At 65.2% G+C, this 11,656-nt stretch carries 15 protein-coding genes and 1 pseudogene; 12 read left to right on the top strand and 4 right to left on the bottom strand.

From position 1 onward, the window contains the following. From AX750_RS22835 to AX750_RS22850, 4 genes are all read right to left on the bottom strand, one after another. Positions 1-295, bottom strand: a 295-nt coding sequence (locus AX750_RS22835) for an efflux RND transporter permease subunit (RefSeq protein WP_156449940.1), incomplete at its 3' end; no start/stop codon positions are given. Continuing rightward, positions 292-1,707: an efflux RND transporter periplasmic adaptor subunit gene (locus AX750_RS22840; RefSeq protein ID WP_054207529.1), complete on the bottom strand. Its 1,416-nt coding sequence runs from the start codon at positions 1,705-1,707 to the stop codon at positions 292-294. The genes AX750_RS22840 and AX750_RS22835, both read right to left, overlap by 4 nt. Then, complete coding sequence (locus AX750_RS22845; RefSeq protein WP_054207530.1) at positions 1,704-2,102, bottom strand: FixH family protein; 399 nt, start codon at positions 2,100-2,102, stop codon at positions 1,704-1,706. Before AX750_RS22845 ends, AX750_RS22840 begins: the two co-directional genes overlap by 4 nt. A gap of 128 nt (positions 2,103-2,230) precedes the next feature. Then, entirely contained in the window at positions 2,231-2,683 is a 453-nt protein-coding gene (locus AX750_RS22850) for a hypothetical protein (RefSeq protein ID WP_156449939.1), read from the bottom strand. Positions 2,684-2,808: 125 nt separating this feature from the next. Between AX750_RS22850 and AX750_RS22855 the strand changes: the two genes are divergently transcribed. The 12 genes and pseudogenes from AX750_RS22855 to AX750_RS25715 form a co-directional block, all read left to right on the top strand. Next, positions 2,809-3,141, top strand: coding sequence for a four-helix bundle copper-binding protein (locus tag AX750_RS22855; RefSeq protein WP_054207532.1), 333 nt, complete (start codon positions 2,809-2,811; stop codon positions 3,139-3,141). Between the two features lie 32 nt (positions 3,142-3,173). Further along, positions 3,174-3,557, top strand: coding sequence for a DUF305 domain-containing protein (locus AX750_RS22860; RefSeq protein WP_067255015.1), 384 nt, complete (start codon positions 3,174-3,176; stop codon positions 3,555-3,557). Positions 3,558-3,640: 83 nt separating this feature from the next. Next, the gene (locus tag AX750_RS22865; protein WP_054207534.1) at positions 3,641-4,138 is read left to right on the top strand and encodes a DUF305 domain-containing protein; all 498 of its coding nucleotides are present in this window, start codon (positions 3,641-3,643) and stop codon (positions 4,136-4,138) included. Further along, a pseudogene (locus AX750_RS22870) lies at positions 4,135-4,383 on the top strand (plastocyanin/azurin family copper-binding protein); the annotation flags it as partial. The gene AX750_RS22865 and the pseudogene AX750_RS22870, both read left to right, overlap by 4 nt. Positions 4,384-4,406: 23 nt before the next feature. Further along, positions 4,407-4,685, top strand: a complete 279-nt coding sequence (locus AX750_RS22875) for a copper-binding protein (RefSeq protein ID WP_054207535.1) — start codon at positions 4,407-4,409, stop codon at positions 4,683-4,685. Between the two features lie 220 nt (positions 4,686-4,905). Further along, positions 4,906-7,287 carry a heavy metal translocating P-type ATPase gene (locus tag AX750_RS22880; RefSeq protein WP_054207536.1) on the top strand — a complete coding sequence of 794 codons (2,382 nt, stop codon included), beginning with the start codon at positions 4,906-4,908 and terminating at the stop codon, positions 7,285-7,287. Between the two features lie 604 nt (positions 7,288-7,891). Beyond that, complete coding sequence (locus AX750_RS22890) at positions 7,892-8,893, top strand: beta-propeller fold lactonase family protein (protein WP_054207537.1); 1,002 nt, start codon at positions 7,892-7,894, stop codon at positions 8,891-8,893. A 127-nt stretch (positions 8,894-9,020) separates the two neighbouring features. Then, positions 9,021-9,254, top strand: coding sequence for a DUF2933 domain-containing protein (locus tag AX750_RS22895; protein ID WP_067255018.1), 234 nt, complete (start codon positions 9,021-9,023; stop codon positions 9,252-9,254). Between the two features lie 171 nt (positions 9,255-9,425). Beyond that, entirely contained in the window at positions 9,426-10,100 is a 675-nt protein-coding gene (locus tag AX750_RS22900; RefSeq protein ID WP_054207538.1) for a Spy/CpxP family protein refolding chaperone, read from the top strand. A 210-nt stretch (positions 10,101-10,310) separates the two neighbouring features. Continuing rightward, complete coding sequence (locus AX750_RS22905) at positions 10,311-10,568, top strand: heavy-metal-associated domain-containing protein (protein ID WP_047579395.1); 258 nt, start codon at positions 10,311-10,313, stop codon at positions 10,566-10,568. Between the two features lie 5 nt (positions 10,569-10,573). Further along, positions 10,574-11,053, top strand: a complete 480-nt coding sequence (locus tag AX750_RS22910; RefSeq protein ID WP_067255022.1) for a DUF411 domain-containing protein — start codon at positions 10,574-10,576, stop codon at positions 11,051-11,053. 167 nt (positions 11,054-11,220) lie between these two features. Then, positions 11,221-11,656 (top strand): DUF1016 N-terminal domain-containing protein (locus AX750_RS25715; protein ID WP_156449938.1); only part of this gene is annotated, 436 nt, incomplete at its 3' end.

The following is an 11,656-nucleotide window of genomic DNA, read 5'->3' on the forward strand; positions in this document are numbered from 1 at the left end:
CCTCGAAGATGACGTAGACGAAGGAGACGCCGAAGAAGGAGAAGCCGCGCACGACGCGCGCCTTCGGCACGGTCAGCATCGAGGTGGTCAGCGGATAGGTGACCTGGTCCTCGATCACCTGAGGTGCCTGGCCGGGGTACTCGGTGTAGACGATGACCTGGACATCGGAGAGGTCGGGGATCGCGTCGAGCGGCAGGGTCTTCAACGCATAAACACCCGCCGCCACAGCGAAGGCGGCGGCAACGAAGACGAGGATCAGGTTGCGCGCCGACCAGGCGATCAGGCGGGCGATCATGGCTTGGCCTCCGGCTGGGCGAAGCCGCCCAGGGCGGCCTTAAGGTTGCTCTCGGCATCGATCAGGAAGTTGGCCGAGACGACGACGCGATCGCCCTCGGCGACCCCCTCGGTGATCGCGACCCTGCCATCGCCGCGGCGGCCGAGCTTGACCTCGCGCGGCTCGAACCGACCCTCGCCCAGATCAAGAATGACGACCCGGCGCGAGCCGCTGTCGATCACGGCGCTGTCGGGAACCGCGAGCTGCGGAGCTGGGTCATCGGAGCCGATATCGACGTCGGCATACATGTTCGGCAGCAGCATGCCGTCGCGGTTGCCGATCTCGATGCGGACCTTTGCCGTGCGCGTCGCCTCGGCAATCTCCGGGTAGATCACGCTGACGCGTCCCTCGAAGGAACTCCCCGGACGGCCGCGCAATCGCACCGTGGCTGGCGCGCCGATGCCGACGGCCGCCAGTTGGCGTTCCGGAACATCGGCCAGAACCCAGATCGTCGAGATGTCGGCGAGCCGGAACAGACTGCCGCCGGCCGTCATCTTCATGCCGTCACTGACCGAACGTTCCAGCACGATGCCGTCGCGCGGCGCCGACCAGTTGATCGTCAGCGGCACCTTTCGGCTGCGCTCGATCTCGGCGATGACCTCCGGCGGGACGCCGAGGTTTTCGAGACGCTGCCTTGCGCCGCCTTCGGGCACGCCGCGCGCGGCGGCATTGAGCTCGGTGATGAACTGCGCGCCGGCGGTGCTGATCTCCGGCGAATAGATCCGCGCCAGTTTGGTCCCCTTCGTGACGCGGTCACCGGTCGTGATCGGAGCGACCTCCTGGACGAAGGCATCCGCCCGGATCGTCACGACCGAAACCCGTCGCTCGTCGAGTTGCACCACGCCGGGCACGTGAATCGTCTGGACGATGTTCTGACGCCGGACGGGTTCGGAGCGCACGCCGCTGCGCTGGATGCGCCCGGGCGAGAGCTTGATGACGCCGTCCTCGTTTCCCTCGCCTTCGTAGACGGGGAGATAGTCCATCCCCATCGAGTCCTTCTTCGGAACCGGCGACGTATCCGGGAGCCCCATGGGATTGCGGTAGTAGAGAACGCGCTTCGGGTCGGCCTGCGCCATCCGCTCCTCGCTCGGAGGCTTCACCTCGAAGCTGACGTCCTGGCTGGCGCGGACGGCCGTGAAGGGCCTGCCGTCATCGGTCTGGCGCGGCTGCGCCGAATAGACCGGCTTCCGGTCCGGATCCTGATAGTAGATGATCGGTCCGGTTCCGGCAGGCTCGTTTGCCGCGAGCGAACCTTCGATGCCGAGCCAATCACGCCAGCCGACCGCAAGGCCGCGATGTCCGGCCCAATAGCCCGCACCTCCCGCCGCCAGCATGGCGGCGAGAGCGAGGCCCGTGAGGGCGTTGGGTTTCATGGCAGGGCCTTGAGGATCAGCTTGTTTTCGAGCGTGCCGGTTTCGCCCTGGACCTTGGCGCCGAGCGAGAGCCGCCAACCGCCGGCCATCGTCAGGTTCGTCTTGAAGCGGTAGGTGCCCGACTCGGTCGACGGCATCGTCTCGATCGGCGAGGCCATCATCTCCATCCCGTCGGGTGCCATGTCGATGCGCTGGGCGAAGATCACCGCGTCCGGGACGGGCTTGCCCGAACGCTTGTCGATGAGCGTCACGGCGACGACGACGCCGTTGCCCTGCTTGATCTCGTTCTGCACGAGCCGGAACTCGTAATCCTTGATGTCCGCGAGCGCCGGGAGCGAAACGGCGGCGAGCGGAAGCGCTGCGGCAAGCACGCGCAACGTGTTGATGAGGGTCATGTTCGTAGTCCTGAGTGCATCAGGCTGCCGCACAGGCGCACAGCCTCGGACGTGGCGTTGGCCACGGCTCACCGTCCGCCCGGAAGTCCCGTGCGGACGAAGCCAGCGCGGTTCGCGCCGGCGATGCCTCAGCTTCGTGGAGGTCGCGCGGGTGGCTCGAACGGACGAGACTGACGCGTGGCCTCGTCTCCGGTCAGGCCGAGCTCGGCGACGAACGCCCTGGCGAGCGTGACGAACGACGTCGGCTCGCTGGCGAAGCACTTGGTCAGGCAGAAGCTCAGCGCCGGACAGTTGGTCGTGCAGTCCTTGGCCTTGTCGTGATCCGTCGGACAGCACGGCATGGCACCGTCCATCAGCATCGCCATTTCAACGGTATCGGCCCGCTCGAATCCGGCCCTCGCCGGGCTGACGAAGGCAGCCAACGTGGTGGCCGCGACGAACAGGGCCAGAATCAGACAATGCGCAACGAGCCGAAGCTTCATGACACCGAAAATGGCACAGCGCCCAAAACAGAGTAAGGAGGGAACTTTCAACAGTTCGTCATCGCAGGGCCTTCGACCGTCGTCGTTGCGGCTCGTCAATAACCGTCGAGGGCGTCCCGCGCCGCATTGTTACAGATTGTTTCAGACAGGAACTCCTCACAGTCGCACGCGTCTTCCCCGAGTAGCCCTTCAATGGAACCGCAACAGCTTCAGGGAGAACGATCGTGCACCAAACGTCCCCCGAGATGCAGGCATGCATTGACGAATGTTTGCGCTGCTACCAGGCCTGCCTGGGCATGAGCACCAACCATTGCCTCAAGCTCGGTGGCGACCATGCCAGCCCGGATCACATCCAATTGATGCTCGCCTGTGCCGAGACTTGTCGCGCCAGCGCCCAGGTCATGATCATCGGCTCGCGGCATCACAAGCATCTCTGCGCCGAGTGCGCCGATATCTGCGAGGACTGCGCCAACGAATGCGAACGGATCGGAGATATGGACGACTGCGTCCGGGCCTGTCGGCGGTGTGCCGAAAGTTGCCGGAAGATGGCGGCATAGCCGCTCGCCTCCTTATCCTAGGGAGAACTCACATGAGAAACCTCACAGTGATTGCCTGCCTTGCGGCATCGATCGTGACCGTGGCATTCGCCCAGCCAGCTCCCAAGCCCGATACGGGCCACGACATGCCCATGAAGATGATCATGCCGGATGCCTCGGACTCCGCGTCGACCAAGGAATACAAGGCGGCGATGATGCACATGATGCAGTCCATGCCGACGACCTTCACGGGCGATGCCGACGTCGATTTCATGACGCAGATGAAGGCTCACCACCAGGGCGCGATCGAGATGGCCAAGGTCGTACTCGCGAACGGCAAGGATCCATCGGTCAAAAAGCTGGCGGGTGAGATCGTCAGCAGTCAACAGCGCGAGGTCGAAACGATCGAGCAATGGCTGAAAGCCAAGGGCCAGTAGCCCCTGCTTCCTGCGGGCGCTGGCCACCTTCGTTCTCATCGCGACGGGTGTGGCGTCCGCTTTCACGCCCAGTGGAGACGGATATGCAAAACCACCACCGGGCCCACGGCAGCCCTTCCCAAGGCGGTCACGGCTCGCATGGCAGATCTTATCTGATGTTCTGGCTGAACATGATCCTCGGCCTGATCGTCATGTACGTCGTGATGTTCTCGATGATCGACGGCTGGCGCGACTTCCGGAACAATCTGAACATGTTCTACATGGCGGTCACGATGTGGGCGCCGATGGGCATCCTCATGCTGGCGACGATGCCGGGCATGTTCCCGAACAAGAGTGCCAACACCATTCACTACGTCGCCCTTGCGTTTCTCACCGTCGCATCGTTTTACGGAACGCGAAGCCAGACCCTGATCGACGATCGCCAGTTCGTCGACTCGATGATCCCGCATCACTCCGGCGCGATCCTCATGTGTCGTGAGGCGAAGCTCGCCAATCCGGATCTGAGGAGGTTGTGCGAGGCGATCACGAAGGCACAACGCGAGGAGATCCAGCAGATGGAGGCGATAAGAGGTCGGCTGTAGGACGCCCCAACGGCGAACTCGACCACGAGCTGGTGCTGGCCACGCTGGAGGAGAACCTCAAGCATGCCATCGAGATGCAGAAGAATCCCGACATGGAACACGACGATCCGAACGCCAAGCGGCTCGCGCCGAAGAAGACGGGCGAGATCGTCTGGGCCTTCACCAAGGCGGGCGAGTTCGACTTCTCCTGCCTGATCCCCGGCCATCGCGAAGCGGGCATGACCGGCAAGATCATCGTCAAGTAAGCGTCAGAGGAAAGGATCATCCCATGCTGAAGACCACCGCCACCCTCGCATTCCTGATGGTCGCGCTGCCGGCTGCCGCCCAGTCGGTCAATGGCACCGTCACCAAGGTCGACGAGGCCCAGGGCAAGCTCACCATCAACCACGGCGCCATCAAGAACCTCGACATGGATGCCATGACCATGGTGTTCCGCGCGGGCGATCCCGCCATGCTCAAAGGGCTGAAGGCCGGAGACAAGATCAAGTTCGACGCAGACCGCGTCAACGGCCAGATCACGGTCACCAAGCTTCAAAAGGCGAAGTGACCTAAACGGCCGATCCGGGTCACAGGCATTCACCGGTTTGCTTGCGCTGGATCGGCCCTTCGGGACACCTTGATGCGGCAAGTCTTGAGGTGGTTCACGGAGGTCGAGACCCGCCTCGATCGCGTCGATGGCTGGAGCCCCGGAGGCACGCGCTTGACCTTCCCATCATGGGAAGCCCCAACCTTGCCGCAGCTTATCGATGCCTGCCCGGAGAACCGTCATGACCGACACCCCAACCAGCAAGGACCATGGCCATCATCATGACCATGGCCTCCATGGGGGACATCATCATGAGCATGAGGGAGCAGCCGGGCAGGTGAAGGACCCGGTCTGCGGGATGACGGTCGACCCGCACGCGACCACGCACCGGGCGCAGTACGAGGGCAAGCCCTATTACTTCTGCTCCTCCGGCTGCCAGTCGAAATTCATGGCTGAGCCCGCCAAATACGTCGAGCCGGCGGCGGCCCGGAAGGCTGAACCCGTGCCGGAAGGCACGATCTACACCTGCCCGATGCATCCCCAGATCAGACAGGTGGGACCGGGTTCCTGCCCGATCTGCGGCATGGCGCTCGAACCCGTGCTCGCGACGGCGGAGACCGGTCCCAGCCACGAACTGATCGACATGACGCGCCGGTTCTGGATCGGACTCGCGCTTTCCCTGCCCGTGGTCGTGTTGGAAATGGGCGGGCACCTGACGGGTCTGGGCCACTATGTCGGCCAGCAGACCTCGAACTGGATCCAGATGCTGCTCGCGACTCCTGTCGTGCTGTGGGCAGGCTGGCCGTTCTTCGAGCGTGGCTGGCAGTCGCTGGTTTCGCGCAACCTCAACATGTTCACGCTCATCGCCATGGGCACGGGCGTGGCCTGGATCTACAGCATGGTGGCGACGCTGGCGCCCGGGATCTTCCCGGCCGCGTTCCGAGGCCATGACGGTTCGGTGGCCGTGTACTTCGAAGCGGCTTCCGTCATCACGGTTCTCGTCCTGCTCGGGCAGGTGCTCGAACTGCGGGCCCGGGAGAGCACCAGCGGGGCCATTCGCGCCCTGCTCGACCTCGCGCCCAAGACGGCCCGCAGGATCATGCCCGACGGCACCGAGCAGGAGGTCCAGCTCGACACCGTGCAGGTCGGCGACCGCCTGCGGGTGAGGCCGGGCGAGAAGGTTCCCGTCGATGGTGTCGTCGTCGAGGGGCGCAGCGCGGTCGACGAGTCGATGGTCACTGGCGAGTCGATGCCAGTCACCAAGGAAGTCGGCGCCGCGGCCATCGGGGGCACGATGAACCAGTCCGGCGGCCTCGTGATCGAGGCGCAGAAGGTTGGGCACGACACGATGCTGTCGCGGATCGTCCAACTGGTGGCGGAGGCCCAGCGCAGCCGCGCCCCGATCCAGCGATTGGCCGATCACGTCTCGGGCTACTTCGTGCCCGCGGTCATCGGCATTGCGGCACTCGCCTTCATCGCATGGGCGTTCTGGGGTCCCGAGCCGCGGTTTTCCTACGGCCTCGTTGCGGCCGTGGCGGTGCTCATCATCGCCTGTCCATGCGCGCTTGGTCTCGCCACGCCGATGTCGATCATGGTGGGGGTCGGCCGCGGCGCCCAGGCGGGCGTTCTGATCAAGAATGCCGAGGCCTTGGAACACATGGAGAAGGTCGACACCCTCGTGGTCGACAAGACCGGAACCCTCACGGAGGGCAAGCCATCCGTGACTGCCGTGGTTCCGGCTCCGGGCTTTGACGAAGCCGAAATCCTGCGCCTGGCAGCCAGCGTGGAGCGAGCGAGCGAACATCCGTTGGCGCTGGCCATCGTCGCGGCCGCCGACAAGCAAGGCATCGCCACTGCGCCGGTCGCCGATTTCGATTCGCCCACCGGCAAGGGAGCGCTGGGTACCGTCGAGGGACGGCGCGTCGTGCTCGGCAACGCGGCCTTCCTGACCGAGCATGGCATCGATCCCGCTCGCCTGGCGGACCAGGCGGACAAGTTGCGCGAGGACGGCGCCACGGTGATCTTCGCCGGAATCGGCGGGAAGGCGGCGGGTGCCATCGCCATTGCGGATCCGGTCAAGACTTCGACGCCGGAGGCGCTCGCCGGGCTCAGGGCGGAAGGCATCCGGGTCGTGATGCTCACCGGCGACAACTGGACGACCGCGAAGGCGGTCGCCAGGCGGCTCGGAATCGACGAGGTCGAGGCCGAGGTCCTGCCCGACCAGAAGAGTGCCGTGGTCCAGCGTTACAAGGCGGACGGCAGGGTGGTCGCCATGGCGGGCGACGGCGTCAACGACGCGCCGGCGCTGGCGGCGGCGGATGTCGGCATCGCCATGGGCACGGGCACCGACGTGGCGATGGAAAGTGCGGGCGTGACCCTGCTGAAAGGTGACCTGACCGGAATCGTGCGGGCGCGACGGCTGTCGCAGGCCGTGATGCGCAACATCCGTCAGAACCTGTTCTTCGCCTTCATCTACAACGCGCTCGGCGTGCCGGTGGCGGCGGGAGTGCTCTTCCCGTTCTTCGGCATCCTGCTGTCGCCGATCATCGCGGCGGCCGCGATGGCCCTGTCGTCGGTCAGCGTGATCGGCAACGCGATCCGCCTGCGCACGGTACGACTGTAGTTGCCGGGCCGGGCAGTTCCATCGGGAGCCGCCCGGTCCGTCCGGCTGTTTGATGCAGCGCAAGGTTTCGGTCCGCCAACCGGGTAGACTTCCTGCAATGAAGAGGCGTCGCAAAAAAGCTCTGTCTCCGCTGATGGCCATGCTCCTCGCGGTCGCCGCGATGGTTCTCGTGGTCGGTCGCATGGCGACGCCTGCCTTTTCGGCGCCCGGTCCTGCCACGCACCTGTCCTTGGTCATGGAGCATGGGCACGTCGACCCGGCGGCGGCCTCCATCCATCACGGCCGAAACGCGGATCAAGACAGCGCCGAGGGAACGGCGGGCGGCCCTTCCTGTGACCAGGACTGTCTCGGCGCTTCCTCGAGCTGCCTCGTCGTGCCCCCGGCGATGATCCGTGCCGGTGCCCCTTTCCCGGGATGGCCCGAACCCATCTGCCTCCAGCCCGGGAATGACCTGATGCTGGCCGGGGCAATCCCGGAGGTGCGATTCAAACCGCCAAAATCCATCGCGTAACCCAACCGAATCCCGACCCCGCCGCTTCCGTGATGTCGCGGCCTGCGTGGGCACCGGGACCCAGTTCAATTCGAATTTCGGAAGGACAATGCGATGTTCGCACGCAGAACCCAGATTGCACTCGCCCTCGTCACATCCCTTGGTGCCGCCGGCGCCCGGGCCGACACGATCGTCGTCGCCAACGAGAACGGGCAGAGCCTCTCCATCATCGACTCCCAGACCTCGAAAACCACCACGGCGGCGATTCCGATCTCGCCGCACAACGTCGACGTCACCGCCGATGGCCGCCTCATCCTGGCGACCGGCATGCCTGCGGCACAGTCCGGCAGCCATGCGGCTCACGGCTCCGCGGGCGGGCAGCTCATTCTCATGGACGTCGCTGGCGACGCGCCCGGCGCGCCGCAGGTCGTGACCGTGGGAGGGCATCCGGCGCATGTCGTCCCCGACGCACAAGGGCATTTCGCCTACCTGACCGACGCCGAAACCAACTCGGTAGTGGTGGTCGATATCCCGGGGCGTAGGGTAACCGGTCGCATCCCCGTGCAGAACTACCCGCATGGACTGCGCCTATCGCCGGACGGCAACCTGCTCGCGGTCGCCAACATGAAGAGCGACACGGTCTCGTTGGTGGATACGCGCAATCCGGAGAAGGCCATGCATATCTCCGTCGGAAAGCGGCCGGTCCAGGTCGCGTTCGACCGGAGCGGCCGCATCCTCGTGGTCTCGCTCAACGGCGAGGACAAGGTCGCCATCATCGACGTCGACGCTCGCAAGGTGCTGCGGAAGGCCTCCGTCGGAAACGGACCCGTGCAGGTCTACGTTACGCCGGACGGCAAGGCCGCCCTGGTCGCGAACCAGGGCTCGGCGGCGAAGCCGGACAACCGGGTGTCGGTCGTCGCGCTCGAGGACGGCAAGCTGATCCGGAACGTGACGGTCGGCAAGGGAGCGCACGGCATCGTCATCGCTCGCGACGGTCGCACGGCCTACGTCACGAACACCTACGCCAACACCATCTCCGCGATCGATCTCGGCAGCCTCTCGGCCGGGAAGGCCTATCCGGTGGGCAAGGGGCCGAACGGCATCGCCGCCCGCTAGGTGTCAGGAAGCGGGAGCAGACCGGGTGGGCGGAACGAGCCTTTCCGGTACCTCGCTTGATTTCGCTCAAGGCGCCATTCGCAAGCAAGGTCCAAGATCGGCACGCTCCGCACCGGGAGAGATCGACATGCCCACCACACCGACTCCTGCCCCCGAGTCGCCACGAACCTGGCGGACCCTGCTGATCAACACGCCCCTGGGTTGGGTCTGCTCGCTCGCGTTGGCCGCTCTCGGCATCTACCTCCTCGCGAACCACGGCGGCCACATCGTGACCGCACTGCCCTACCTCCTGCTGCTGGCCTGCCCCCTGATGCATCTGTTCATGCACGGCGGCCACGGCCACCACGACAAGCGGGAGTGACCGCCCAAGGCCGGGCCGTCTGCGGCCCGGCCGGGAACATTGGGGCCCTTGCGGCCCCGGGACCAATGGCTGCGCCCGACGAAAACCTGATCGGCGCTGCCTGCGGCCATTCCGCGAAAGCTGCGCCGACGCCGTTCTTGCCCTTTTTGACCGCTCAAAGGAGACACCGCCATGAAGATGTCCGTTCTCGCGACCGTCCTGGTTACCCTTGCCGGGCCCGCGCTGGCCCAGGCGCCGACTTCCAGTGACCCGCACCATCCAGGTAAAGCCCCCAAGGCGCAGGCCCAATCCACGGCGCCGGGAAAACCTCAGGCGATGCCCGGCCAATCCGGAATGCCGATGCCCATGGGCCAGATGATGCAGGGTCAAGGCATGCTCGGCGGCAGCCAAGGGATGATGGGCCAATTCTCGGCGGAGGATATGAGTGCCTTCGCCGAAGCCCATATCGCGTCCATCCATGCCGGGCTGAGGCTGACCGCCGACCAGGAAAAGCTATGGCCCCCTGTCGAAACCGCGCTCCGGAACCTGGCGACCCTCCACCTCAGCCATATGCAGGCCATGCGCCAGACAGGAGGGATGACGGCAAACGATCCGGTGAACATGCTGCGCACCATGGCCGACCATATGAGCCAGGGATCCGACGCCATGCGCAAGCTCGCGGACGCTGCCGCGCCGCTCCACGCGACCCTCGACGAGGCCCAAAAGCGGCGGCTGCCGGCACTCGTCCGGATGGGCAGCCGAGGCATGATGGGGCAAGGCATGATGGGTCGGGGAATGATGGGACCCGGCGGCGCCATGATGCCCGGATCCGACGGCTCTGACGACGACACCGCGAACAAGCATTGATACGCCACCCCGGATGGAGCCTGGCTCGCAACGAGGTCCTGCTCCGAACCGATGAAAGCGGGCGGACACGGGGTTGGCGCCTCGCAAGGGCATCCTCGAAAGGTACGTGCCGTCGCGACATCGGCGCGTCGTGATGAAACGCCGCTTGACCTTGCCATAATGGGAAGGTGCAGGCTGCTCTCAACGTCGATGAGAAACGGAGATCATTCCATGTGCGGATGCAACAACCACTCCTCCCGGCCGGATCAGGCGGCCGAACGTGATCCGAATGCCCTGACCTTGCGGGTCGAGGACATGACCTGCGGTCACTGCGCTGGCACGATCAAGAACGCGATCGAGACGGGCCTGCCCGGCACGCAGGTCGAAGCCGATCCGGCTTCCAAGTTGGTGTCCGTCCGCGGGAGCAGCGACCTGGCATCCATCAAGGCTCTCGTCGCCAAGGCCGGCTATACCCCGGTCGCAGCCTGAAGGAGATGCTCATGCTCAACCGCCGCAGCTTCCTCGCCGTTCTCGGAACCTCTGGGGCCGCGATGATGGCCGGACGAGCCTTTGCGCAGGCCAACCTGCCGAAGGTGATCGTGACCAAGGATCCGAACTGCGGCTGCTGCGGTGGCTGGGTGGAGCACATGAAGGTCGCCGGCTTCCCCGTCGAGGTCGTCACATCCTCCGACGTCGACCAAGTGAAGCTCCGCCTCGGCGTGCCGGGCGACCTTGCCTCCTGTCACACGGCGGAGGTGTCCGGTTACGTCGTCGAGGGTCATGTGCCGGCTGACGCCGTCAAGCGCCTCCTGGCCGAGAAGCCGCAGGCTCGCGGCCTCGCCGTTCGGGGAATGCCGATGGGTTCTCCCGGCATGGAGGTCGTCGGCAAGGCGCCGGACAGCTACGAGGTCGTCCTGTTCGGATCGTCGGGCCGGACAAGCTTCGCGCGCTACCGCGGCGTGAACCGCGTCTGATCCGGGTCGCATCGGCGCTTTGCCGAGGCAGTGCCTGATTTCGGGTTGGCCAATGGAGCGGTTTTCCGACCACGAGACTGCCAGCGCGGTTCCAGCAGCGGTCAGACCCGTGGTCTGATGCCGAACCGGATGGCATGATGGCGCGGAAAATAGCGCGAAAGCGAAGCATGCCTCTCCAGACGACCCCGCCCGAATACCTCGAATGGCTACGCAACCTGAAGGGCGAGATCCAGCAGGCCCGGCATCGTGCTGCCCTCGCCGTCAACAGCGAACTGATCCTGCTTTACTGGCGGATTGGGCGAGAGATTCTCGAGCGCCAGGCCACCCATGGCTGGGGTGCCCGCGTCATCGATCAACTCGCCGCCGATCTTCATTCGGAGTTCCCGGACGTCAAAGGGTTCTCCCCTAGAAATCTGAAATATATGAGGAAATTCGCCCAGGAATGGGGAGATTCCGCAATTGTGCAACAGGTTGTTGCACAATTGCCTTGGGGCCAGAACGTTCTGCTTCTCGACAGCGTCCCCGACGAAGCGCAGCGGCTCTGGTACTGTCAAATCGCGTTGAAGGTCGGGTCTGACGCAATCTCGCTGCAGCTTCGGTCAC

It is taken from the genome of Methylobacterium sp. CCH7-A2, from assembly GCF_001557075.1.
In the GTDB taxonomy this organism is placed as follows: Bacteria; Pseudomonadota; Alphaproteobacteria; order Rhizobiales; family Beijerinckiaceae; genus Allobosea; species Allobosea massiliensis.